The 23758-nt window shown below is 68.5% G+C and carries 26 protein-coding genes; 16 read left to right on the forward strand and 10 right to left on the reverse strand.

Annotated elements, in window-relative coordinates:
• The first annotated feature begins 171 nt into the window (after positions 1–171).
• Complete coding sequence (locus IEY14_RS09765) at positions 172–1509, forward strand: MATE family efflux transporter (RefSeq protein WP_188908000.1); 1338 nt, start codon at positions 172–174, stop codon at positions 1507–1509.
• Here IEY14_RS09765 and IEY14_RS09770 read toward each other — a convergent pair.
• Together IEY14_RS09770 and IEY14_RS09775 are read right to left on the reverse strand one after the other, a co-directional pair.
• Positions 1506–2603: a quinone-dependent dihydroorotate dehydrogenase gene (locus IEY14_RS09770; protein WP_188908001.1), complete on the reverse strand. Its 1098-nt coding sequence runs from the start codon at positions 2601–2603 to the stop codon at positions 1506–1508. The two genes, IEY14_RS09765 and IEY14_RS09770, sit on opposite strands and share 4 nt — an antisense overlap.
• Positions 2600–2947, reverse strand: a complete 348-nt coding sequence (locus IEY14_RS09775) for a DUF952 domain-containing protein (RefSeq protein WP_188908002.1) — start codon at positions 2945–2947, stop codon at positions 2600–2602. The genes IEY14_RS09770 and IEY14_RS09775 overlap by 4 nt, the downstream gene beginning before the upstream one ends.
• Before the next feature lie 137 nt (positions 2948–3084).
• Here IEY14_RS09775 and IEY14_RS09780 point away from each other — a divergent pair, with 137 nt between their 5' ends.
• From IEY14_RS09780 to IEY14_RS09795, 4 genes are all read left to right on the forward strand, one after another.
• Entirely contained in the window at positions 3085–3522 is a 438-nt protein-coding gene (locus IEY14_RS09780; RefSeq protein ID WP_188908003.1) for a hypothetical protein, read from the forward strand.
• 125 nt (positions 3523–3647) lie between these two features.
• On the forward strand, positions 3648–4103 hold the full coding sequence (locus IEY14_RS09785; RefSeq protein WP_188908004.1) for a secondary thiamine-phosphate synthase enzyme YjbQ: 456 nt from the start codon (positions 3648–3650) through the stop codon (positions 4101–4103).
• A gap of 144 nt (positions 4104–4247) precedes the next feature.
• Positions 4248–4709 carry a large conductance mechanosensitive channel protein MscL gene (mscL, locus tag IEY14_RS09790; RefSeq protein WP_188908005.1) on the forward strand — a complete coding sequence of 154 codons (462 nt, stop codon included), beginning with the start codon at positions 4248–4250 and terminating at the stop codon, positions 4707–4709.
• A gap of 65 nt (positions 4710–4774) precedes the next feature.
• Complete coding sequence (locus IEY14_RS09795; protein ID WP_188908006.1) at positions 4775–5941, forward strand: pyridoxal phosphate-dependent aminotransferase; 1167 nt, start codon at positions 4775–4777, stop codon at positions 5939–5941.
• 24 nt (positions 5942–5965) lie between these two features.
• On the opposite strand, the gene hemA is transcribed toward IEY14_RS09795, so the two are convergent.
• Positions 5966–7249 carry a 5-aminolevulinate synthase gene (gene hemA / locus IEY14_RS09800; protein ID WP_188908007.1) on the reverse strand — a complete coding sequence of 428 codons (1284 nt, stop codon included), beginning with the start codon at positions 7247–7249 and terminating at the stop codon, positions 5966–5968.
• Positions 7250–7394: 145 nt separating this feature from the next.
• On the opposite strand from hemA, the gene galE reads away from it, so the two are divergent.
• Positions 7395–8384 carry a UDP-glucose 4-epimerase GalE gene (galE, locus tag IEY14_RS09805; RefSeq protein ID WP_188908008.1) on the forward strand — a complete coding sequence of 330 codons (990 nt, stop codon included), beginning with the start codon at positions 7395–7397 and terminating at the stop codon, positions 8382–8384.
• A 3-nt stretch (positions 8385–8387) separates the two neighbouring features.
• Here galE and IEY14_RS09810 read toward each other — a convergent pair whose 3' ends face one another.
• Positions 8388–8561, reverse strand: coding sequence for a hypothetical protein (locus IEY14_RS09810; protein WP_188908009.1), 174 nt, complete (start codon positions 8559–8561; stop codon positions 8388–8390).
• 37 nt (positions 8562–8598) lie between these two features.
• Here IEY14_RS09810 and IEY14_RS09815 point away from each other — a divergent pair, with 37 nt between their 5' ends.
• Together IEY14_RS09815 and IEY14_RS09820 are read left to right on the forward strand one after the other, a co-directional pair.
• The gene (locus IEY14_RS09815; protein WP_188908010.1) at positions 8599–9162 is read left to right on the forward strand and encodes a sugar transferase; all 564 of its coding nucleotides are present in this window, start codon (positions 8599–8601) and stop codon (positions 9160–9162) included.
• Positions 9152–9871, forward strand: a complete 720-nt coding sequence (locus IEY14_RS09820; protein ID WP_188908011.1) for an endonuclease/exonuclease/phosphatase family protein — start codon at positions 9152–9154, stop codon at positions 9869–9871. Before IEY14_RS09815 ends, IEY14_RS09820 begins: the two co-directional genes overlap by 11 nt.
• An 8-nt stretch (positions 9872–9879) precedes the next feature.
• Here IEY14_RS09820 and IEY14_RS09825 read toward each other — a convergent pair whose 3' ends face one another.
• From IEY14_RS09825 to IEY14_RS09835, 3 genes are all read right to left on the reverse strand, one after another.
• A complete protein-coding gene (locus tag IEY14_RS09825) occupies positions 9880–10278 on the reverse strand; it encodes a response regulator (RefSeq protein ID WP_188908012.1) in 399 nt (132 codons plus the stop codon).
• Entirely contained in the window at positions 10235–12535 is a 2301-nt protein-coding gene (locus IEY14_RS09830; protein WP_188908013.1) for an ATP-binding protein, read from the reverse strand. Before IEY14_RS09830 ends, IEY14_RS09825 begins: the two co-directional genes overlap by 44 nt.
• Before the next feature lie 104 nt (positions 12536–12639).
• On the reverse strand, positions 12640–13074 hold the full coding sequence (locus tag IEY14_RS09835) for a MarR family winged helix-turn-helix transcriptional regulator (protein ID WP_188908014.1): 435 nt from the start codon (positions 13072–13074) through the stop codon (positions 12640–12642).
• 294 nt (positions 13075–13368) lie between these two features.
• On the opposite strand from IEY14_RS09835, the gene IEY14_RS09840 reads away from it, so the two are divergent.
• From IEY14_RS09840 to IEY14_RS09855, 4 genes are all read left to right on the forward strand, one after another.
• A complete protein-coding gene (locus IEY14_RS09840; protein WP_188908015.1) occupies positions 13369–14487 on the forward strand; it encodes an ABC transporter substrate-binding protein in 1119 nt (372 codons plus the stop codon).
• A 108-nt stretch (positions 14488–14595) separates the two neighbouring features.
• Positions 14596–15489, forward strand: coding sequence for an ABC transporter permease (locus tag IEY14_RS09845; protein ID WP_188908133.1), 894 nt, complete (start codon positions 14596–14598; stop codon positions 15487–15489).
• Positions 15486–16268: an ABC transporter permease gene (locus tag IEY14_RS09850; protein WP_188908016.1), complete on the forward strand. Its 783-nt coding sequence runs from the start codon at positions 15486–15488 to the stop codon at positions 16266–16268. Before IEY14_RS09845 ends, IEY14_RS09850 begins: the two co-directional genes overlap by 4 nt.
• Positions 16269–16299: 31 nt before the next feature.
• On the forward strand, positions 16300–17370 hold the full coding sequence (locus IEY14_RS09855) for an ABC transporter ATP-binding protein (RefSeq protein WP_188908017.1): 1071 nt from the start codon (positions 16300–16302) through the stop codon (positions 17368–17370).
• 4 nt (positions 17371–17374) lie between these two features.
• Here IEY14_RS09855 and gloA2 read toward each other — a convergent pair whose 3' ends face one another.
• On the reverse strand, positions 17375–17758 hold the full coding sequence (gene gloA2 / locus IEY14_RS09860) for an SMU1112c/YaeR family gloxylase I-like metalloprotein (RefSeq protein WP_188908018.1): 384 nt from the start codon (positions 17756–17758) through the stop codon (positions 17375–17377).
• Positions 17759–17911: 153 nt separating this feature from the next.
• Between gloA2 and IEY14_RS09865 the strand changes: the two genes are divergently transcribed.
• Complete coding sequence (locus IEY14_RS09865) at positions 17912–19555, forward strand: peptide chain release factor 3 (protein ID WP_188908019.1); 1644 nt, start codon at positions 17912–17914, stop codon at positions 19553–19555.
• 14 nt (positions 19556–19569) lie between these two features.
• On the opposite strand, the gene IEY14_RS09870 is transcribed toward IEY14_RS09865, so the two are convergent.
• The gene (locus tag IEY14_RS09870) at positions 19570–20367 is read right to left on the reverse strand and encodes an NAD(P)H-dependent oxidoreductase (protein WP_188908020.1); all 798 of its coding nucleotides are present in this window, start codon (positions 20365–20367) and stop codon (positions 19570–19572) included.
• Between the two features lie 94 nt (positions 20368–20461).
• Between IEY14_RS09870 and IEY14_RS09875 the strand changes: the two genes are divergently transcribed.
• Positions 20462–21379: a LysR family transcriptional regulator gene (locus IEY14_RS09875; protein ID WP_188908021.1), complete on the forward strand. Its 918-nt coding sequence runs from the start codon at positions 20462–20464 to the stop codon at positions 21377–21379.
• A 135-nt stretch (positions 21380–21514) separates the two neighbouring features.
• Here IEY14_RS09875 and IEY14_RS09880 read toward each other — a convergent pair whose 3' ends face one another.
• Complete coding sequence (locus IEY14_RS09880) at positions 21515–21958, reverse strand: DUF6481 family protein (RefSeq protein ID WP_244639404.1); 444 nt, start codon at positions 21956–21958, stop codon at positions 21515–21517.
• 197 nt (positions 21959–22155) lie between these two features.
• On the opposite strand from IEY14_RS09880, the gene IEY14_RS09885 reads away from it, so the two are divergent.
• Together IEY14_RS09885 and IEY14_RS09890 are read left to right on the forward strand one after the other, a co-directional pair.
• Positions 22156–22632: an RrF2 family transcriptional regulator gene (locus IEY14_RS09885; protein ID WP_188908022.1), complete on the forward strand. Its 477-nt coding sequence runs from the start codon at positions 22156–22158 to the stop codon at positions 22630–22632.
• A gap of 63 nt (positions 22633–22695) precedes the next feature.
• Positions 22696–23712 carry a sulfate ABC transporter substrate-binding protein gene (locus tag IEY14_RS09890; protein ID WP_188908023.1) on the forward strand — a complete coding sequence of 339 codons (1017 nt, stop codon included), beginning with the start codon at positions 22696–22698 and terminating at the stop codon, positions 23710–23712.
• The last annotated feature ends 46 nt before the right edge of the window (positions 23713–23758 follow it).

The following is a 23758-nucleotide window of genomic DNA, read 5'->3' on the forward strand; positions in this document are numbered from 1 at the left end:
CGCCGACGTAAAGGCAGTTCCGCCGGCGGCGGCGATCCTTCGCCGGCGGGGCGCGATACGCGGCTTCGTTCCGTTTTCCCGAAGCGCGTCCTTGGCCTCTCCCTCCGCCGTTGAAACGGGGATAAGGAAATCGGCGCCGCGAGCCTCGCCGCGCAGGAGTCCGGGCCGATCATGACCGACGCATCCCTCAGTCCGCCGCGCCCCTTCGAGGTGACGAATCGCGAGGTGCTGCGCATCGCCCTGCCGATGACGCTCGCCTTTCTCACCCAGCCGCTGCTCGGGCTCACCGACACGGCGGTGATCGGCCGGGTGGGGGACGCGACCATGCTGGGCGGCCTCGTGGTCGGCGCGCTCGTCTTCGACTTCGCCTTCCAGACCTTCAACTTCGTCCGGGCCGGCACGACCGGCCTCACGGCGCAGGCCTTCGGCGCCGGTGACGAGACGGAGATGCAGGCCGTGTTCTGGCGCGCCTTCCTGCTCGCCATCGGCATCGGCCTCGCGTTGGTTCTCGCCGAGCCGCTGGTCATGGCGCTCGGTCTCCTTGCCATCGCCCCGGAGCCGGGGGTGGCTGACGCGACGCGGATCTATGTCTTCTGGCGCATGCTGGCGGCGCCGGTCTCGCTGCTGAACTTCGCGATCCTCGGCTATGTCCTGGGGCGCGGGCGCAGCACGCTGGGGCTCCTGCTTCAGATCGTGATCAACGGCGCCAATATCCTGTTCTCGATCCTCTTCGGCCTCGTGCTCGAAGGCGGCATCGCGGGCGTCGCGCTCGGTACAGTGACGGGCGAGGCGATCGGCGCCCTGGTCGGCCTCGCCACCGTCCTCTCCGGCTTCGACCGCGCCCACCGTCCGGCGCTGCGGCGCGTCCTCGACCGGCGGGCCTTCGGCCGGATGATCGGCGTCAATCGCGACATCATGATCCGCTCCTTCTGCCTGCTCGGCGCCTACGCCCTGTTCACGCGGCTCGGCGCCGGGCTCGGCGCGCTGACGCTGGCGGCGAACGGCGTGCTCCTCAACCTCTTCATGGTCGGCGGCTATTTCCTCGACGGGCTCGCCAATGCCTCGGAACAGCTGGTCGGACGGGCGGTCGGCGCACGCTGGCGGCCGGCCTTCGACCGCGCCCTGGTGCTGAGCATCCGCTGGGGTCTGATCCTCGCCGGGGCGCTGACGCTGTTCTTCCTCGTCTATGGCGAGGCGCTGGTGGCGCTGCTCACCACCGACGCGGCGGTGCGGGCCGGCGCCGTGCCCTATCTCGGCTGGGCGGCCTCGGCCTGTCTTGCGGGAGCGCTCGCCTTCCTGATGGACGGCGTCTTCATCGGCGCCACCTGGTCGGCGACGATGCGCAACATGATGCTGGTCTCGACGGCGCTCTTCGCGGCGCTGGCGCTGATCCTGGTGCCGCGCTTCGGCAATCACGGCCTCTGGCTGGCGCTCGAAATCTTCCTGGCCGCGCGCGGCGTGACGCTTTTCGCCGCCATGCCGGCCCGGCGGCGCCGGACCTTTTCCTAGCCCGGCCCGTCGGCGAGCACGGCGTCGGTCCGCCGGTCGCGCAGCTCGGCGATATGCCCGGCGCCGTCGCGGTCCAGATAGGCGCTCATGCCGGCGAGGATGCGGGAGGGCAGCGTCCAGCCGCCATAGACGAGCCCGGTATAGAGCTGGAGGAGATCGGCGCCCGCCTCGATCTTGGCGATCGCCCGCTCGGCGCTGTCGATCCCGCCGACGCCGATCAGCGTCACGTCCGGGCCGAGCGCCCGGCGGAAGGCGGCCAGAACATAGGTCGAGCGGCGGAAGAGCGGCCGGCCGGACAGCCCGCCCGCCTCGTCGCGATGGGCGAGGTCCGCCGGCAACCCGTCGCGGGTGATCGTCGTGTTCGAGACGATGAGCCCGTCGATCCGGTGATTGGCGACCGCATGCGCGATCTCGGCGATGTCGTCGCGCTTCAGATCCGGCGCCACCTTGACGAAGAGCGGCTTCTTCGCCGTCGCGGTCAGGGCCGCGAAGCCGTTGCGCGCCGCGATGGCCGCCGCCAGCAGGCGGTCGAGATCCTCGCCGGTCTGGAGCTTGCGCAGGCCGGGCGTGTTCGGCGACGAGATGTTGATGGTGAGATAGCTCGCCACCGATTCGAAGCGGTTGATGCCGGCGACATAGTCGGCGACGCGGTCGGCCGAATCCTTGTTGGCGCCGATATTGACGCCGACGATGCCGGCTTTGCGCCGCCGCGCGTCGAGCCGCTCATAGGCGTCGGCATGGCCGTCATTGTTGAAGCCGAGCCGGTTGATCAGCGCCCGTTCCTCGACCAGCCGGAAGACGCGCGGCTGCGGATTGCCCTTCTGCGGCAGGGGGGTGAGCGTGCCGACCTCGGCGAAGCCGAAGCCGAGGCGCAGCACCGCGTCCGGCACCTCGGCATCCTTGTCGTAGCCGGCGGCGAGACCCAAGGGGTTGGGCAGCGACAGGCCCGCCGTCGCGACGCGCAGGCGCCCGTCGATCGGGGCGTCGACGCGCGGCACCAGCCCGTGCTTCAGCGCATGGATCGACAGGCGATGCGCCTTTTCCGGCTCCATGCGGAAGAGCAGCGGGCGGGCGAGCGAATAGGCGCGGCTCATGCGATCTCGTCCGGGAAGACATGGGCGCCGTCGGCGCCGAGCGGCAGCGGCCGGACGCTCGATGCCGCGGCGGTGGCAAGGGGCGCGTAGAGATGGGGAAAGAGGTCGCCGCCGCGCGAGGGCTCCCAGCGCAGCGCCGCGCCGAGCGCCGCTGGATCGACCGCGACGAGGAGGAGCCCGTCCTGGCCGGCGAAGTGGCGCCGCGCCGTCTCGCGCGCCTGCCGGGCCGTCGAGAAATGGATATAGCCGTCCGCGAGATCGACGGGCGCGCCCAGGAATTGCCCGGACCGCTCGGCGTCGCGCCAGAGTTCGGCCGGGACGATCTTATAGATCGGCGAAGTCATGGGCCGAGCCGTGCCAGAGGCCCCGCGCCCCGTCAATCGCCGGCCGTGCGGAAGCTGTGAGTCGCGGGAAGCGGCCCGATTGTCGCCGTTCTCCTCCGGCAGGAAGGAGCCTCTTCTCTCCAGCGAACGAGGCCGAGATGAGAACCGCCGCGACCCTCTTCCTTCTCTGCCTGGCCGCGCCGGCCGGCGCGCAGAGCCTGATGCCGGGCCCGGCCTCGCCCGGCCGCTACGAGATGCAGCCGATCGAGGGCGGCGTCGCCCGGCTCGACACCGTCACGGGCGAGGTGAGCCTCTGCCGGCTGGAGCGCGGCAACCTGAACTGCCGCCCGGCCGACGAGAGCGACGAGGCCGCGCCGTCCTCGCCGGAAGGCCGTCAGGCCGCGCCGTTGGAGGACAGCCGCCGCGACGACGAGGGCGACGATGCGAGGGATGCGAGGACCGACGCGGAGCTCGACCGCGCCATCGGCTGCGTGAAGCGGGTTTTCCGGGCCTTCCGCGATCTCGCCCACGAATTCGAGGACGAGGATCGAGACCGCCGGGGGACGGCGGACGAGCCGGGGCCGGATCGCACCTGAGCGAATTTAACGCGGCGGAACGGCGGCTTGCGCATTGTCGTGCGGGGAGGGGCGTGCCAATTGGCCCCTGGGGCGTTGGCGCGCGCGAACACCCCCCGAACCCGCTCTACCGTCCCGAGAGGCCGATGCAGTTCATCGAAACGCTGTCGATCCGCACCAAGCCGCGCTCGATGCTCGACATCTCCTCGACCGCGCAGGAACGGCTGACGGCCTTCGGCGCGGGCGACGGACTGCTCACCGCCTTCATCCGCCACACCTCGGCCTCGCTCACCATCCAGGAAAACGCCGATCCCGACGTCCAGGCCGATCTCCTCGACGCGATGGACCGCCTCGCGCCGGCGGGGCCGTTCTATCGCCATTCGGTGGAAGGGCCGGACGACATGCCGGCCCATATCAAGACCGTCCTGATGCAGACGAGCCTCGCGATCCCCGTGCTGCACGGACGGCTGATGCTCGGCACCTGGCAGGGCCTCTATGTGGTGGAGCATCGCGGCCGGCCGCATACGCGCGAGGTGCTCCTACATTTCTCCGGCACGCGGGCGCCGCAGCCGGGCAAGCCCTATCTGCCGAGCCGGGACTGAGCGACGGGCGCAAGTTTTCGCCCGGCCTTTCTGCTTCGCCCGCCGCCATCCACAACTTACCCGCCGCGCGGCGTTGCCGGACGGCGAATGTTTCCTATTCCTTGAACCTTGCGTCATCCGGCGCGGGCGACGGAGGAATTCTTCATGCTGAAGGAATTCAAGGAATTTGCCCTGAAGGGCAACATGGTCGATCTGGCGATCGGCATCATCATCGGCGCGGCCTTCTCGGGCCTCGTCCAGTCCCTCGTGCAGGACATCATCATGCCGATCGTCGGTCTGCTCACCGGCGGCTTCGACTTCACCAATCTGTTCTATCCGCTGTCGAGCCGGGTGAACGCCACGACCCTGACCACGGCGCGCGAGCAGGGCGCGGTGCTCGCCTATGGCAACTTCATCACCCTGGCGATCAATTTCATCATCGTCGCCTTCGTCCTCTTCCTCGTCGTCAAGGCGATGAACGCCCTGAAGCGCAAGGAGGAGGCCAAGCCCGACGAGGTGAAGGAAGTGCCGAACGAGGAGAAGCTGCTCGGCGAGATCCGCGACCTTCTCGCCAGCGGCCGGGGCGCCGTGCCGCGTGGGCCGACGCCGGGCGGCAGCCCGATCTGACCGATCCGGGTTGACGAGGCGGCGCCGACGGGCGACGTGCGGGGAAGAAGCTTCGGAGACCCCGCATGTCCCCTCTCGACCGTCTGCACGCGCGGGCGCTCTCGGCGCCCGAAAGCGGCATCGTCGCCGTGATGAACTATGGCCGCGGCCTCGACGGCGTCATCCCGCTCTGGGCCGGCGAGGGCGACCTGCCGACGCCGGCCTTCATCCGCGACGCGGCGGCGGCGAGCCTCGCGGAAGGCGAGACCTTCTACACCTGGCAGCGCGGCATTCCCGAACTGCGCGAGGCCCTGGCGCGCTATACCGAGACGCTCTACGGCCGGCCGAACCGGTTCGACCGCTTCTTCGTCACCGGCTCCGGCATGCAGGCGATCCAGATCGCCATCGCGGCGCTGGCGGGCGAGGGCGACGAGGTGCTGTTCATCGGGCCGGCCTGGCCGAACTTCGCTGCCGCGGTCGGCGTCGCGGGCGCGACGGCCCGCGAGGTGACGCTGGACTGGACGGAGGCCGGCTGGACGCTCGATCTCGACAAGCTCCGCGCCGCGATCGGCCCGAAGACGCGGGTGCTCTTCGTCAACACGCCCTCGAACCCGACCGGCTGGACCGCCTCCCTGGAGACGCTGCGGGCGATCATGGGCATCGTGCGCGAGGCCGGGCTGACGCTGATCGCCGACGAGATCTACAGCCGCTTCCACTATGCCGGCGGCCGGGCACCCTCCTTCCACGACGTGATGGAGGAGGACGAGCCGATCTTCTTCGTGAATTCCTTCTCGAAGAACTGGGCGATGACCGGCTGGCGCGTCGGCTGGATCGAAGCGCCGCCGCTCTTCGGCGGGGTGATCGAGAACCTCATCCAATATTCGACCTCGGGTGTCGCCGCCTTCATGCAGCGCGGCGCGGTCGCGGCGCTCGAAGGGGGCGAGAGCTTCGTCGCCGAGCAGGTGGAGCGAGCGCACCGGGCGCGCGACATCTTCGCCGGCCGGCTCATCGAGACGAACCGCGTGTCGCTCGTGCCGCCGGCGGGCGCCTTCTATGCCTTCTTCGCCATCGACGGGGTCGAGGACACGACGGCGGCGGCCTTCCGGCTCCTCGACGAGACGCGCGTCGGCCTCGCGCCCGGCACCGCCTTCGGCCAAGCGGCGCCGCGCTTCATGCGCGCCTGTTTCCACCGCCGCCTCGACCAGGTCGAGGATGCGGCGGACCGGCTGGCGGATTGGATCGGCAAGCTCTGAAGGCGAAGGGCCTTCGGCCGGCGGTCAGCCGCCGGCCGGCGAGACGAGCAGCGACAGGACCGTGTTCTCCGCCTCGCGCTTCAGCCGCGACTCGGCGCTGCCGAAGGGAATGCCGAGCGCCTGCCAGGTTTCCACCAGCGCGGCGCGCAGCGACTCCAGAAGGCGATCGTCATGAAGCGGCGTCGGCGTGATCCGCAGCCGCTCCGTGCCGCGCGGCACGGTCGGATAGTTGATCGGCTGGATATAGATGCCGTGCCGCTCCAGGAGCCGGTCGCTCGCCCGCTTGCAGAGATCGGCATCGCCGACGAGAAGCGGCACGATATGGGTGGCGGACGTCATGACCGGCAGGCCGGCCTCGGCGAGCACGGTCTTGGCGCGGGCGGCCTGCCGCTGCTGGCCCTCGCGCTCGGTCGCGCTCGCCTTCAGATGCCGGATCGAGGCCGTCGCGGCGGCGGCGAGCGCCGGCGGCAGGGCCGTGGTGAAGATGAAGCCCGGCGCATAGGAGCGCACGGCGTCGATCACCGCGCGCGAGCCGGTGATATAGCCGCCGAGCACGCCGAAGGCCTTGGCCAGCGTGCCCTCGATCACGTCGAGCCGGTGGGCGACGCCGTCCCGCTCGGAAATGCCGCCGCCGCGCGCGCCGTACATGCCGACGGCATGGACCTCGTCGATATAGGTCATGGCGTTGTAGCGTTCGGCGAGATCGCAGATCGCCGCGATCGGCGCGATGTCGCCATCCATCGAATAGACGCTCTCGAAGGCGATGAGTTTGGCGCGCTCGCGCCCCGCCGCCTTCAGGAGGTCCTCGAGATGGGCGAGATCGTTGTGGCGGAAGATCTGCTTCTGCGCGCCGGACTTGCGGATGCCCTCGATCATCGAGGCGTGGTTCAGCTCGTCCGACAGGATCAGGCAGTTCGGCAGGAGCTTGGCGATGGTCGAGATCGCCGCCTCGTTCGAGACGAAGCCGGAGGTGAAGACGAGGCCCGCTTCCTTGCCGTGCAGGTCGGCGAGCTCGCCTTCCAGCTCGACCAGCGGATGATTCGTGCCGGAGATGTTGCGGGTGCCGCCGGCGCCCGAGCCCATGCCGGCGGCGGCGGCGCACATCGCGCCGATCACGGCCGGATGCTGGCCCATGCCGAGATAGTCGTTGGAACACCAGACGGTGATTTCGCGGATGTCGCCGTCATGGCGCCAAAGCGCCTGTGGAAAACGGCCGGCGATGCGTTCCAGGTCGGCGAAAACGCGGTAGCGCCTTTCGGCGTGCAGAGCTTCGATGGCGGTTTCGAAGTGGCTCTGATAATCGGTCATATGCAACTCCTGACGAGAAGAATTCTAAAGTCTCGTCCAGGACAAGTCCATGCGTGTCGGCGACCGCCAGGTGCCGGCCGCGATTGATCGGCGGGCCGGCCATCTCGCGACCCGCGACGACGATCGTACGAAGGAGAGCAATCGGATGAGCGTGCTTGTGACGGGGGGCGCCGGCTATATCGGCAGCCATATGGTACTCGGTCTGGTTGATCGCGGCGAGGATGTCGTCGTTCTGGACAATTTCACCACCGGCTTCGACTGGCTGATCTCGCCGGCCGCCACCGTCGTCACCGGCGACATCGCCGATGGCGAACTGGTGGGCCGGATCGTCAAGGAGCATGCCGTCGACGCGATCGTGCATTTCGCCGGCTCGGTCGTGGTGCCGGATTCGGTGCGCGATCCGCTCGGCTACTACTTCAACAACACGGCGAAGACGCGCGATCTCATCGAGACGGCGGTGCGCCACGGCGTGCCGAACTTCATCTTCTCCTCCACCGCCGCCGTCTATGGCGAGGCGGGAACCGAGCCGGTCTCGGAGGACAGCCGGCTGGAGCCGCTCTCGCCCTATGGCCGCTCCAAGCTGATGAGCGAGATGATGCTGGCCGACGCCGCCGCCGCCCATCCGCTCTCCTATGCGGCGCTGCGCTATTTCAACGTCGCCGGGGCCGATCCGCAGGGCCGCACCGGCCAGTCGACCAGGGGCGCCACCCATCTCATCAAGGTCGCCAACGAGACGGCGATCGGCAAGCGCGCCGCGATCGAGATCTTCGGCACCGATTACGACACGCCGGACGGCACGGCGGTGCGCGACTATATCCATGTGACGGACCTGATCGGCGCCCATCTCGCCGCGCTCGACCATCTGCGGCGGGGCGCCGGCAATCTCGTCGCCAATGTCGGCTACAGCCGGGGCTTCTCCGTACGCCAGGTGCTCGACGTCGTGCGCGAGGTCTCGGGCGTCGACTTCGCCATCCGCGAGAGCGGCCGGCGCGCCGGCGACAGCCCGAGCGTCGTCGCCAATTCCACCAAGCTGCGCCAGACGGTCGGCTGGGTGCCGAAGCACGACGATCTGCCGGAGATCGTGCGCCACGCGCTCGACTGGGAAAAGCATCTCCTGAAACGCAATGCCGGCTGAGGCTCAGTCCTCGCGCGCCGCGTCCGCATCCGGATCGCCGGCCTCGGCCGGCGCGTCCTCGCCCGGCCTCGCGCGCCGGGCGCGGGCCTGTTCCTTCCGCCGGCGCAGGTTCTCGCGCAGCTCCTCCTCCAGCCGGGCGCGGCGCGCCTCGGCCCTGGACGGGGGCTCGCCGCTCACGTCCACCCTCCCGCCCCGTCAAGACGGCTGACCGCCCATGTCGCTCGCGCTGAAGCGGCTTCTCGATATCGTCGCAAGCCTGTTCGGGCTCCTCGTCCTCGGTTGGCTGGTGCTGCTGTTCGCCTGGATGATTCGGCGCGAAACGCCGGGCCCCGGCATTTTTCGCCAGGAGCGCGTCGGACGCAACCGCGTGCCCTTCACCTGCCTGAAGCTGCGCACCATGGCGGCGGGCACGGTCTCCGCCGCGACGCATGACACGCCGGCCAGCGCGGTGACGCCGCTCGGCGAAAAACTGCGCCGCACCAAGCTCGACGAGCTGCCGCAGCTCTGGAACGTCCTGAAGGGCGAGATGAGCCTCGTCGGTCCGCGCCCGAGCCTGCCGATCCAGACCGAGCTCGTCGCGGCGCGGTCGCGGCGCGGCGTCTTCGCGCTGCGGCCGGGCATCACCGGCCTCGCCCAGATCGAGGGCGTCGACATGTCCACGCCCGAACGGCTCGCCGAGCGCGACGCCCATTATCTGGCGACGCGCAGCTTCCTCGGCGATCTGCGCATCATCCTCGCCACCGTCTTCGGCGCCGGCCAGGGCGATCATGTCGCCTGACGGCGCCGGGCGGGAGGAAGGGGGAACCCTCCGTCTCGTCACCTGGAACCTTCATGGCGGCGTCGGCGCCGACCGGCGCTGCGACCTCGAACGGGCGCTCCGCGCGCTCCAGGGCTTCGACCCCACCGTCGCGGCCCTTCAGGAGGTCGACGGCCGCACCCATCTCGGCCGGCGCTCCCATGCCTTCGAGCGCGCGCGGGATCTTCTCGGCGGCCATTTCGCCGAGGCGCGGCTGACGGGCCGGGGCGCGACGGCCTATGGCCATGCGCTCTGGAGCCGCTGGCCCTTCGCGCGGCTCGACATCCTGCGGCTGCCCGGCGGCCGGATCGAGCCGCGCGCCGCGATCGACGCGCTCGTGGAAACGCCTTTCGGGCCCTTGCGCCTCATCGCCACCCATCTCGGCCTCGTGCCGGCCGACCGGCGGCGCCAGGCGGGCTTTCTCGCCGAACTTGTCGCCGCGCGCGCCGAGCCGACCGTCGTCCTCGGCGATTTCAACGACTGGCGGCTCGACAGGGGAGCGGTGCATCGCGCGCTGGCGCCGATCCTGCCGCGCGTCGCGGCGCCGAAAACATGGCCGGCGCGGCGCCCTTTCGTGCGGATGGACCGGATCTACGCCGCCGCCGCGCTCGGCCTCGAAGCGTCGCGGACGGCGGATGAGGCCGCCGGCCTGTCCGACCATCGCGCCCTCGTCGCGGAGCTTCGCCTGTAGAGCGTCCGTCAGGCCCCCTTGGCCGGACGCGGCGCCAGGATGGCGGCGATGAGTTCGTCGTCGTCGAAAGGCTTCAGGAAGACGCGCTCGGCGCCCCAGACCTCGGCGAGCGAGCTCATCGTCTCGATCGTCAGGCGCGGGCCGCCGCCGGTGACGCCGAAGACGCGCATCTTCGGCCGCGTGCCGCGAATCTCCTTCAGGAGCCGCAACCCGTCCATTTCCGGCATCCACATATCGGTCACGAGCACGTCGAATTCCCGCTGGCCGAGGAGGTCCAGCGCCTCGCGGCCATTGCCGGCGCTCGCCACCTCGAAGCCGGCATCCTCCAGCGCGATGGCGAGCGATTCGCGTACGGTCGGCACGTCATCCACGACCAGAACCGTCGGCTTCGGGCGGGAATTCTCCATTGTCTTCCTTTCGGATCGGAAACAGGATCGTGAAGGTCGTTCCAAGACCTGGGGTCGAATCGATCGCGATCCAGCCTCCATAATCCTGAACGATCTTCTGGACCACATAGAGGCCGACGCCGCTGCCGCGCCCGTCGGTCTTCGTGGTGAAGAAAGGTTGCAGGGCCCGGCGGCGCACATCCTCCGCCATGCCGGCGCCGTCGTCCGAGACGGTGAGGCGCGCCCCTTCCGGCGCGCCGGCCAGGGCGACGGTGACATGGCCCCGGCCGTCCATCGCATGAACGGCATTGGACAGGAGATTGCCGACGACCTGAAGGATGTCGCCGACCTTCACCGTCGGCTGCTCGACCTCGTCGGTCACGACATCGATGCGCACGCTCGCCGGCAGCGCCGGGCGCACCGCCTCGACGCTATATTCGACGGCGAGCGAGATCGGTCGCTGGATGTCACTCCAGCGCTGGTCGCGCGTCGAGCGCAGGAGTTCCGACACGACCTTGGCGGCCTGCCGGCTCGACAGGTCGATCAGTTCCACCAGCCGCATCGATTCGGCGTCGGCGATGCCGGCGAAGCGGTTGCGCAACCGCTTGGTGAGATTGACGATCGGGTGGAGGAGGTTGTTCACCTCGTGGGCGACGCTGCCGACGAGCTGGCCGAGCGCCAGGATCTGCTGCTCGACGGCGCGTCGGCTCTCGCGCTCGATCTCCTCGGTGACGTCGCGAATCACCCCGCGATAGGCGACGGCGTTCTTCGCGCCGGCATCGCCGATCGCCCGGCCGCTGAGACTGACCCAGACGTCGCGCTCGCCATTGGCGATTTTGATGCGCCGCTCGTCGAAGGGCAGCCCGTCGGCGACCATCTGGCGGATCGGCCGCGTGTAGTCGGCCGAGGAGAGCTCGGCGAGACGGTCGAGCAGCACGTCGCCGACCGCGAGGCGGGCGGGGCCCACCACCTGGCCGGACAGGAAGGTCAGGCGGCCGCTGGAGTCGATCTCCCAGAAGCCGTCGATCCCGATCTCGGCGAAGCGGCGGAAGCGCTCGGCCTCGTCCGCCACCTGGCGCAGCAGGCCGCGTTCGCGCTGGCGGATGTCGAGGGAGGCGAAGGCGGCGAACAGCGCGAAGGAGGCGCAAAGGCCGAAGAGGCTGCCATTGCCTTCCGCCAGATTGTCCGAGAAGGCGCGCGGCACGCCGATGCCGAAGCCTTCGAGCGCCATCGGCACCAGCGCCGGCAGCCAGCAGAGGGTGAAGGCGGTGGCGCGGCCGTTGCGCCGCGTCGCCGCCTTCGCCGCGAGAAGGGCGATGCAGGCGAAGCTCGCCACGGCGGCCGGCGCCGCGAAGCGGAGCGCCGGATCGCGATCGAACAGCGCGACGACGGCGAGCGCGCCGAAGAAGCCGATCGGCAGCCAGACGAGGCGGCCCCACCCTTCCGCGCAGCCGCGGATGCGCAGGAAATCGGTGGTGAAGCCGATCAGTGCCGCCTGGAGGGCGAAATCGGCGGCGAGACCGAGGCCGAGCGAGAGATGCACGGCGCCGGGCATGATCTGCGTCTCGAAGACCGCGCTGGCGCAGGCGATCTGCACGAGCTGCGCCCCGATCGCGGCGGCGAACCAGAGATTGGTCCCGTCCTCCAGCGTCGAGCCGAGGGCGAGCATGTAGATCAGCACCGCCAGAAGGAAGCCGATGGTGAGCGACAGGGTCGTCGTCTCGGCATTGTAGCCGCCGAAGAAGCTCTGGAAGTCCGACAGCCAGACCCGGCCCGTGAAGCTCCGCTCCGGCACGATGCGCATGAGAAGGGCCTTGCCGGCGATCGTCGCGGGCTCGACCACCACGAGCGGGAAGCGATAGCCGTTGCCGCCGAGCCGCCGGCTGTCCTGCCAGTCCCAGCTGCGGATCTCCAGACTGTCCGCGCCGAGGACGAAGAGATCGACGTGATGCACGGCGGCCTCCTTCACGACGAGCGAGAAGGTGCGCTGCCAGCCGGCCGACAGGAGCGTATCGACATCGGGCGTCGGGATGCGCAGCCAGAGCGCCGCGCCTTCGGGCAGGGACCCGATCGCCGCCGGCGGGGAGGGGGCGAAGAGGCTGTCGGCCCGGGCCCGCACCTCGTCGATGCCGAGCGCGCCCGTCGCGTCGACGAAGCTCGCCGTGCCCTTGCCGATGAAGAGCGCGTTGTCGTCCGTGCGTCCCGTGCAGCCGGACAGGAGCGCCGCCGCCAGAAGGGCGACGACGAGAAATAGCGTTCTCGGAGCGTCGCCGAACACCCTGTCGATCCCGAAAGCCCGTCGCGAAACCTCGCCTCGGCCTGATGCCGACGCGGTCCGCCGCCTCTTAAAGGCAAACGCGGTCGCTGAGAACGCCCCGGCGCCTATTCCTTCTGCGTTTCCGCCATCGTGGCGCGGATCGCGATCTCGAGACCGGTGGCGAGGCTTTCGCGCTCCGGCCCCGACAGCGATTCCAGCGCCTCGGCGATGTCGCGCAGCGGATCGCCGGCGAGCAGCGTCCGGCCGTTGTCGGTGAGATCGAGCTGCTCGGCGCGTCCGCGGCCGATCGTCCCGGCCTTCACGATGAGGCCCTTGCCGATCAGCGTGCGCACCGTGCGCGCGACCGCCCCGGAGGCGAGGCCCTGGAACCGGGCGAGGTCGATCGCGGTGCGCAGCTGCGGCGGCGCGGCATGAAGATAGCGGATTGCCGCCCACTGCGCTGGGAAGAGATCGGCGGCATAGCCCTGGCTGTGAATGCGCCGCGCCACCTGTTCGAGCAGGCTGGCGAGGGCGGAGGCGGATATGGCCTCTCTGGTCAAGGGTGAATCACTGCGGTTGCCGTCTCCTTCGAACCGGCTCCTCGGGCTTCCGGCGCAAGCCCCCGGCTCTTGGCTTGGAACTTACCCGCTCGCTGCGGCAAGGCAAGACGCAGGAAGCGACACAAGCGGCGCGCGAATGGTGGAAGGCCATGATTTTGACATGAAAAGTCGTTGCCGCCCAACGAATTCCAGGTGACATTGAACTGTCATCCAGCGGTGCTAGTCGCCGCGGCGCAAGCGGCTGCGCCGATATCCGACCCCCGCCGCACCGGTTTTCCCGAAGGATCGAGCCTCATGAACACATCGTTGCTGCGCGCCGCTTCCGTGATCGCGCTATCGGCCTTCGCGGTAAATCTCGCCGCCTCCGCCGCCGCCTCGGCCCAGTCGATGGACGAGCTCGTCGCTGCCGCCAAGAAGGAAGGACAGCTCACCACCATCGCGCTTCCGCACGACTGGTGCGGTTATGGCGCGGTGATCGACGCCTTCAAGAAGAAATATCCCGAGATCACGGTCAACGAGCTGAACCCGGACGCCGGCTCGGGCGACGAGATCGAGGCGATCAAGGCCAACAAGGGCAACAAGGGCCCGCAGGCGCCGGACGTCATCGATGTCGGCCTGTCCTTCGGCCCGACCGCCAAGGCGGACGGCCTGATCCAGCCCTACAAGGTCTCCACCTGGGACGAGATCCCGGCCGAGGCGAAGGATGCCGACGGCTATTGGTACGGCGACTATTACGGCGTCATGACCTTCATCGTGAACAAGGATGTCGTGAAGACCGTGCCGACCGACTGGGCGGACCTCCTGAAGCCGGAATATGCCAATTCCGTCGCGCTGCCGGGCGATCCGCGCACCGGCAACGAGGACATCCAGGCGATCTTCGCCGCCGGCCTCTCCACCACGAAGGGCGATGTCGCCAAGGCGGCCGAGGCGGGCCTCGACTTCTTCGCCGAGCTGAACAAGTCGGGCAATTTCGTGCCGGCCGCCGGCAAGACCAACGCGCTCGCCCAGGGCACGACGCCGATCGTCTTCAAATGGGACTATAACGCGCTCGCCGCCCGCGACACGCTGAACGGCAATCCGGAAGTCGAGATCGTGGTGCCGAAGACGGGCGTCGTCGCCGGCGTCTACGTCCAGGCCATCAGCGCCTTCGCGCCCCATCCGAACGCCGCGAAGCTCTGGATGGAGCACCTCTATTCCGACGAGGGCCAGATCGGCTGGCTGAAGGGCTATTGCCATCCGATCCGCTTCAACGCGATGTCGAAGGCCGGCAAGATCCCGGCCGACGTCCTCGCCAAGCTGCCGGACCCGGCCTCCTACGAGAAGGCGGTGTTCCCGACGCTGGAGCAGCAGAACCAGTACAAGGCCGCCATCGCCTCCGGCTGGGACAAGGTCGTCGGCGTCAAGGCGCAGTAAAGCCGATCGACGAATGGCGCGGCCCGGCCTTTCCGAAGGCCGGGCCGCAGATTGGGTCCGATCTTGCGGCAGGTGCGATTGAGCGCTCATCCCGTCGAAACAGAGATGATGCCCGTCGCCGCGATCGGCGGCCAGCGGCTGCCGCGCCTTCGCCTGCGCGGGGCGCCGCTCGCCTGGCTCGGGGTGATTCCCTTCGTGGTCTTCGCCACGATGTTCCTGATCCTGCCGACCCTCTACCTGCTCGTCGGCGCCTTCCAGGACGGCGAGGGCGCCTTCACCCTGCGCAATCTCGGCAATCTCTTCACGCCCTCGATCCTCGCCGCCTATCGCATCAGCATCGAGGTCTCGCTCGCCTCGGCGCTGCTCGGCGCCTTCTTCGGCTTCTTTCTCGCCTATGCCCTGTCGAAGGGCGACCTGCCGCCCTGGGTGCGCTCGGTGCTGACCACCTTTTCCGGCGTCGCCTCGCAATTCGCCGGCGTGCCGCTCGCCTTCGCCTTCATCGCGACGATCGGCCGGGTCGGGCTGGTGACGACGCTCCTCAACGATCTCCTCGGCTTCAACATCTATCGCTACGGCTTCAATCTCCTGAGCTTCTGGGGCCTGACGATCACCTATCTCTATTTCCAGCTGCCGCTGATGGTGCTGATCATCGCCCCGGCCATCGACGGCCTGAAGCGCGAATGGGGCGAGGCCTCGCTCGTGCTCGGCGCCTCGCGCTGGCAATATTGGCGCATGGTGGCGCTGCCGGTGCTGGCGCCCAGCCTGTTCGGCTGCTTCCTGCTGCTCTTCGCCAATGCCTTCGGCGCCATCGCCACGGCCTATGCGCTGACGGGCTCGTCGCTGAACATCGTGCCGATCCTCCTCTACGCGCAGATTCGCGGCGATGTCCTCCACGACGCCAATCTCGGCTATGCGCTCGCCTTCGGCATGATCGTCGTCACGGGCCTGTCCAACGGCTTCTACATCTGGCTGCGCAGCCGCGCGGAGAAGTGGCAGAAATGAGGACCTCCCGCCTCGGCCCCTGGCTCGTCGTCCTGTTCGGGGCGCTGTATTTCCTGCTACCGCTCGTCGCCACCTTCGAATTCTCGCTGCGTATGCAGCGCGGCCTCTATTCCTTCCGCGCCTATGAGGTCATCTTCGCCGATCCGCGCTTCCGCGAGACCTTCTCCTTCTCGGTGATGGCCTCGCTCGCCACCATCGTCGCCGGAACGCTGCTCGTGGTGCCGACCGCCTATTGGGTGCGCCTGCGCCTGCCGGGCTTCCGCCCGATCATGGAATTCGTCACGCTCCTGCCTCTGGTGATCCCGGCGATCGTCATCCTGTTCGGCTATCTCAGGATGTACAATTCCTCGTCCTGGCTGCCGCTGGCGGGCACCGAGGCGGGCACCAACGTCCTGCTCCTCTGCGGCTATGTCGCGCTGTCGCTGCCCTATATGTACCGCGCGGTCGATACGGGACTCTCGGCGATCGACGTCGCGACGCTGACCGAAGCCGCCGAAAGCCTCGGCGCCTCGAAATGGCGCATTCTCGCCAGCGTCATCCTGCCCAATATCCGCTCCGCCGTCCTGTCCGGCGCCTTCCTGACCTTCGCGATCGTGATCGGCGAATTCGTCTTCGCCAGCCTTCTCAACCGGCCGGGCTTCGGTCCCTATCTCCAGAATGTCGGCGCCAACCGCGCCTACGAACCGGCGGCGCTCACCATCGTCGCCTTCGCCGTCACCTGGGGCTGCATGGGCGCCCTCCAGCTTCTCGGCGGCCGCGCGCCGAAGCGGAGCCGGTGATGGACAAGCTGCTTTTCCGAGGAATCACCCGATGAGCTTCCTGACGCTGAAGGGCGTGCGCAAGAGCTTCGGTCCGCAGACCGTGGTCCACGACTTCGACCTCGAGATCGCGCGCGGCGAGTTCGTCACCTTTCTTGGCCCTTCCGGCTGCGGCAAGACCACGCTTCTGCGCATGGTCGCCGGCTTCGAGACGCCGACGGCCGGCACGATCGCCATCGACGGGCGCGACGTGACCCACCTGCCGCCCAATGCGCGCAAGGTCGGCATGGTGTTCCAGGCCTATGCGCTCTTTCCCAACATGACGGTGGCGGACAATGTCGCCTTCGGCCTGAAGGTGGCGGGCCGGCCGAAGAGCGAGATCAGGACGCGGGTCGAGGAGATGCTCGCCCTCATCAAGCTCGGCCATCTCGGCGCGCGCTATCCCTATCAGCTGTCCGGCGGCCAGCAGCAGCGCGTGGCGCTCGCCCGCGCGCTCGCCGTGCGCCCGCAGGTGCTTCTCCTCGACGAGCCGCTCTCGGCGCTCGATGCCAAGATCCGTCTGTCGCTGCGCCAGGAGATCCGCGACCTCCAGCGCAAGCTCGGCATCACCGCGATCTTCGTCACGCACGACCAGGAGGAGGCGCTGTCGGTCTCCGACCGGATCGTCGTGCTCAACGAGGGGAGGGCCGAGCAGATCGGCACGCCCTTCGACATCTACAACCATCCGCGCACGCGCTTCGCCGCCTCCTTCATCGGCACGCTGTCGCTGCTCGAAGGCGAGGCGGCCGGCGGCAACCGGATGCGCGTCGAGGGCCAGGAGATCGCGGTGCCGGCCGAGGCCCATCCGGCGGGCCGGCCGCTGACGCTGGCGCTTCGGCCGGAAGCCCTGTCGCTCGCCCCGTCGCCGGCGCGGACCAACCGGCTGGAAGGGACGATCGAGGATGTCGACTTCCTCGGCTCGGTCGTGCGCATGCGCGTCCGGCTCGGCCAGACGACGCTGCTGATGGACAATTTCAACGATCCCTCGACGCCGCCGCCGGAGCGCGGCGCGAAGGTCGCGCTGCATTTCGCGCCGGGCGACGGGCAGATCCTCGACGCGCCGCTCGCCGCGGCCGCCGAATAGGGCCTCAGCCGCGCTCGTAGAGTTCGAGCGGCAGCGCGTCGGGATCGGTGAAGAAGGTGTAGCGCCGATCGGTATGGGGATCGACGCGGATCGGCTCGACCGCGACGCCATGCGCTTCGAGATGGGCGACCGCCGCCTCGATATCCGCCACCTCGAAGGCGAGATGGCGCAGGCCCAGCGCCTCCGGCCGCGACGGGCGGGGCGGCGGGGCGGGGAAGGAGAAGAGCTCGATCTGCGCCGCGCCGACCTGGAGATCGCATTTCCACGACTCGCGTTCGGCGCGATAGACCTCGCGGATCACCGGAAAGCCGAGGATCTCCGCATAGAAGCGCTTCGAGCGCGGATAGTCGGCGGCGATGATCGCGATATGGTGGATCGCTTCGAACATGATCGATCTTCCTGCGGCATGAGGGGCGAATCGACGGGCCGCGAGCCGCGCCCGCGGTTGCGCTCGATCCCGTTTCGCATGATATGAGAGCCCGATGACAGAGCCGGGCACCGCGATGCCGGCCTTTTCCTGTTGCTTGTCGAGCCGCTTGCCATGGACGATCTCAATTCCGCCGTCGCCCTCGAAGGCGCGGGCGCCATCCGCGACGCCGAGCTCTTCTCCGCCGATCGCGGCCATCTGAAGCGCCGCACCTTCGCGATCATCTCGCACCCGGACGCCGGCAAGACGACGCTGACGGAGAAGCTCCTGTTCGAATCCGGCGCGATCCGTCTCGCCGGCCAGGTGAAGGAACGCGGCGAGCGCCGGCGCACCCGTTCCGACTGGATGGAGATCGAGCAGAAGCGCGGCATCTCGATCTCGTCCTCGGTGATGACCTTCGAATATGACGGGCTGGTGCTGAACCTTCTCGACACGCCCGGCCATGCCGACTTCTCGGAGGACACCTATCGCACGCTGACCGCCGTCGATTCGGCGATCATGGTGATCGACGCCGCGAAGGGCATCGAGGCGCAGACCCTGAAGCTCTTCGAGGTCTGCCGGCTGCGCGACATCCCGATCATCACCTTCGTCAACAAGATCGACCGCGAGGGGCGCGACCCGCTGGAGATCCTCGACGAGATCATGTCCTCCCTGGCGCTCGACGTCGCCCCGATCACCTGGCCGATGGGCATGGGCACCGATTTCCGCGGCATCGTGCAGGTGGCGGGGGAGGGGCCCGTCACGCTGACGCGCAACACGCGCGAGCGCGAGAGCTTCGACAGTCTCGAGGCCTTCGCCAGCGATCCGGCGCTGGCCGGCGATTCGGTCTTCGGACCTTCGATCGAGGGGCTGGAGATCGCGAGGTCCTCGCTGCCCGCCTTCGATGTCGAGGCCTATCGCGCCGGGCACCTGACGCCCGTCGTCTTCGGCTCGGCGATGCGCGAGGTCGGCGTGCGCGACCTCCTCCAGGCGATCGGGACTTTCGCGCCCTCGCCTTTGCCGCAGCCGGCGCTGCCGGCGCCGATCGAGCCTTCCAAGAAGGAAGTGTCCGGCTTCGTCCTGAAGATCCAGGCGAACATGGATCCCAATCACCGCGACCGCATCGCCTTCGTGCGCCTCACCTCCGGCGTCTTCAAGCGCGGCATGAAGCTGAAGAACGTGCGCACCGGCAAGGACATGAAGATCGCGAGTCCGATGTTCTTCTTCGCGCGCGACCGCGAGATCGCCGACGAGGCGGTGGCGGGCGACATCGTCGGCATTCCGAACCATGGCACGCTGTCGGTGGGCGACACGCTGACCGAGGGCTCGGCGCTCACCGTCACAGGCATTCCGAGCTTCGCGCCGGAACTCCTGCGCCGCGTGCGCCTGCCGGACACGATGAAGACCAAGCAGTTGCAGCGGGCGCTGAACGATCTGGCGGAGGAGGGCGTCACGCAGGTCTTCCGGCCGGTGATCGGCTCGTCCTGGCTGGTCGGCGTCGTCGGCGCGCTGCAGCTCGAAGTCCTCGTCTCGCGTCTCGCGGTGGAATACGGCGTCGAGATCATGCTGGAACCCTCGCCCTTCGACACGGCGCGCTGGGTGGATGCCGACGACGCGGCCGAACTCGACCGCTTCGTGAAGGCCAACCAGGGCGACCTCGCGCGCGACCGCGAGGAGCGGCCGGTCTTCCTCGCCCGCAATTCCTGGGAACTGTCCTACGCCCAGAAGAACTACCCGGCCGTACGCTTCTCCGCGACCCGCGAACGCCACGCCGCCTGAGGCGGGGTCTCGCCTCAGGCACCACTCCCGGCGGGCTCGCGCAGATGGACGGAGAACCCGGCTTGTCCGGGCTCGATCGACGGCTGCAGCTCCATGCTCGGAATGAGGTAATCGCCGCCGTTCTGATGGCGATAGGGCAGAGGGACGGTAGTGAAGAGGGTGCGCATCCGCTCTTCGAGCCTCTCCGCCGCCGCGTCGAAGCCGGCGGCGTCGAGGCGATCGGCGCGATAGGTGACGAAGGGCGGCAGAACCTCGTAGCCTGGATAGAACAGCATGCCGTGCTGGATCGGGAACAAAAGGTCGTCGATCGGTCCGTTGATCCCGCGCGGCCCGTAATGCGTTTCCCATCCGCCGGACGTGACCATCAGCATCGCCCGCTTGCCCGCCAGCATTCCTTCGCCGTAGCGATCGCCCCAGCGCCGGTCGCTATGTTCGCCGACGCCATAGGCGAAGCCATGGGAATAAACCCTGTCGATCCAACCCTTGAGGATCGCCGGCATCGAGAACCACCAGAGCGGGAAGGCGAGAATCAAAGCATCCGCCGCGCGGAGCTTCGCCTGTTCGCTCGCGACATCCTCGGTCAGCGTGCCGCTCGCGAACGCCTCCCCTGAGGCGGCCGGGACGCGCAGGCGCGTCTCGGCGGCGAGCGCGGGAAAGTCCTCGCGGTCCACGACAGCCTTCCAGCCGTCGGCATAAAGGTCGGTGACCATGGTTTCGTGCCCTTCGGCGCGAAGCGCGTCGACCGCGACACGGCAGAGCGAGGCGCTGAGCGACTGGGGCTCGGGATGGGCGAGAACGAAGAGGACCTTCATCAGGAGCTTCCGGTTTGCGAAAGAGTGGCCGTCCCTCTAGCAAGCATGCCGGTCTCTCGATATTCCGGCGGAATGGATATCAATCTGCCGAAACATGGATAAGTCGCTCGTTACTCTGGAGCGGATGCGCAGCTTCATGCGTGTCGCCGAGCGCGGAAACCTTTCAGCGGTGGCTCGCGAATTCGGTGTCGGCCAATCCACGATCACGCGCCAGCTACGCGAGTTGGAGGAGGGGTTGGGTGTGCGGCTTGTCAGCCGAACGACACGCAGCGTCTCGCTGACCGACGAGGGCGCCCGCTACCTTTCGGAAGTCGCGGAGATCCTCCGCCTCGTGGACGAGGCGAGCGACCGATTGTCCCGATCCGGCGGCCGGTCGGCGGGCCGGGTGCGCGTTTCCTGCACGGCGGCGCTCGGCGTGCGCCATGTCTGCCGACACATCTTCGCCTTTCAGGATCGCGAGCCCCAGATCGAGGTCGATCTCGGCCTGACCGACGAACGGGTCGATCTGGTGCAGGAGGGTGTCGATCTCGCGTTGCGCCTCGGCCCCCTGGCCGACAGTTCGATGCTGCGACGGACAGTGGGTTTGTCGCGCCGCGTCCTCGTCGCGGCCAAGGACTATCTGGCGGCTCATGGCCGTCCGACGACGGCAGCGGAACTGGCGGCCCATCAGGGAATCCGCATGACCAATGTCGCCGGCAGCGGCACCTTGGTTCTGGAAAGTCCCGACGGGCAGCGGCATTCCCTGGCCTTCGGCGGTCGGTTCCGCACGGATCACGGCCTTGCCGTGCGCGAGGCACTGGTCGCGCGGCGGGGCATCGCGCCGACCCATCTCTGGTTGGTGGACGATCTGCTCGCGAGCGGCGAACTGGAGGTGATCCTGCCGGATCATCGTCTGCCTCCGGTCCCGATCAGTCTTCTGATCGTGCCCGAGCGCAGTGCGGTCGCGCGCGTGCGGCTGCTGATCGATCATCTCGTCCAGGCCATCGCCGGCATCCCGGGGATCGAACGCTGACAAGCCGGCGACCGTCCGCGCCATGGTTCAAGTCGAGGCGCGAGCCAACACGAAAACCCCTCGCCCCGGTCGGGGAGAAGGGTTGACGCTTGATGCAGGTGTCCGGCGACGGGCGAGGTCGCGGGGGAGGCTGCCTTAGCGGCGGCCGCCGCGTTTGCGGGCGCCCATCAGGGCGGCCTGCTCGGCGATCATGCGCGCGATCGGGTCCTTGGCGAGCTGCGCCTGGCGCTCTTCCTCGGCAAGGCGCGCGGCCTCCTCTTCCTGGCGCTTGCGCTCGGCCTCGGCGGCGCGGCGCGCCTCTTCCTCCTGGCGCACACGCTCGGCCTCGAGGCGCTTGGCCTCCTCCTTGGCGCGCCGTGCCTCGGCGCGCGCCTGCCGTTCGGCCATGCGCGCCTGGACGGCCGGATCGGACTCGCCAGGCTTCGCCTTGAACTTGTCGAGCAACGCCTTCTTGGCATCGAGGGCCGCCTTGCGGCGCTCGTTGAAATCTGTGTCCTTCGGGGTTTTCAACACAAGCCTTGGTCGTTCGAAGTGGGGCGGTTCGTCGCTGCGGGATATAAGCATCGGGCGCGCCGCCAACAACGCGCGCGGATGCGGAAAGAGGGCATCGACGATGCCGCTCGCTTAGTCCGCCCCGGCGGAAAATGCAAGAACAAAGGCGCGTCATCCTTTCGAGAGCACGAAGACCTGTCGCGAGACTGGTCTCCAAGACGGGCTTCTGCTAAATACGACTGGATTGGTAGAATTAAGCGGCTTTGTCGCCGGCCTTGGATGGCATGATTTCCCAACGTTCGCGTTACGCGCTGCGCGCGCTTCTGTTTCTGGCGCGGGAGGGAGGGCGCTCCTTTCCCGTCGCCGAGATCGCCCGCTGCCAGTCGATTCCCCGGAAATTCCTCGAACAGATCCTCCTGGAACTGAAGCGCGAGGGCATCGTCGACAGCCGGCGCGGCAAGGCCGGCGGCTATGTGCTCCAGCGGCCGGCCGATACGATCACCTTCGGCGAGGTGCTGCGGCTTCTGGACGGCCCGATCGCGCCGCTGCCCTGCCTCAGCCGGATCGCCTATCAGCGCTGCGAGGATTGCGCCGACGAGGGCGCCTGCGAGATCCGGCGCGTCTTCGCCCGCGTCGCCAATTCCGCCCGCGATATCCTCGACCGCACCACCATCGCCGATGCCGGCGCGGGCGCGAACGGACGGGGGCCCCTAGATCTTCTCGACCTCTCCTCCACCTCCAAGGCGACGGAGGGCGCTTGACAAGCGCCGTCCCTCCGGTCGAGTTTAATCACGACTGAATTGGTCGATATTCGGAGGACAGGCATGATTGGTTCGCTTCGACGCCTCGCCGTCGCCCTCGCCCTGGCAATGTCCGTCGCCGCGCCCGCGCTGGCCGACCAGACCCTGCTCAACGTTTCCTACGATCCGACGCGCGAGCTCTACAAGGATTTCAACGCCGCCTTCGCCAAGCACTGGAAGGAGGAGGGTGGCGAGACCGTCACCATCCGCCAGTCGCATGGCGGCTCGGGCGCCCAGGCCCGCAGCGTGATCGACGGCCTGGATGCCGATGTCGTGACCCTGGCGCTCCAGGCCGATATCGACGCCATCGTCAAGCGCACCGGCAAGATCGACGCCAACTGGCGCGCCCGGCTGCCGAACAATTCCTCGCCCTATACCTCGACCATCGTCTTCCTCGTCCGCAAGGGCAATCCGAAGGCCGTGAAGGACTGGGGCGATCTCGTGAAGGACGGCGTCGAGGTGGTGACGCCCAATCCGAAGACCTCCGGCGGCGCCCGCTGGAACTATCTCGCCGCCTGGGCTTGGGCGGACAAGCAGAATGGCGGCGACGAGACCAAGGTGAAGGCCTATATGGCCGATCTCTTCAAGCATGTGCCGGTCCTGGATTCCGGCGCGCGCGGCGCGACGACGACCTTCGCCCAGCGCGGCATCGGCGACGTGCTCCTCGCCTGGGAGAACGAAGCCTTCCTGACGCTGGAGGAACTCGGGTCCGACCAGTTCGAGATCGTCGTCCCCTCGCTGTCGATCGTCGCCGAGCCGCCGGTCGCCGTCGTGGACAAGAATGTCGATGCCAAGGGCACGCGCAAGGCGGCGGAGGCCTATCTCCAATATCTCTATTCGCCGGAAGGCCAGGCGATCGCCGCCAAGCACTTCTACCGGCCCTTCAAGCCGGAATCGGCCGCGCCGGAGGATGTCGCCCGCTTCCCGAAGCTCGAACTCGTGAAGATCGACGATCCACTCTTCGGTGGATGGGCCAAGGTGCAGCCGCAGCATTTCGAAGACGGCGGCATCTTCGATCAGCTATACAAGCCCGCGAAGTAAACGAAACGTCACCACGGGCGCCATGCAGCACCGCCAGATGAAAGCG

Source organism: Aureimonas endophytica (assembly GCF_014642635.1).
Lineage (GTDB): Bacteria > Pseudomonadota > Alphaproteobacteria > Rhizobiales > Rhizobiaceae > Plantimonas > Plantimonas endophytica.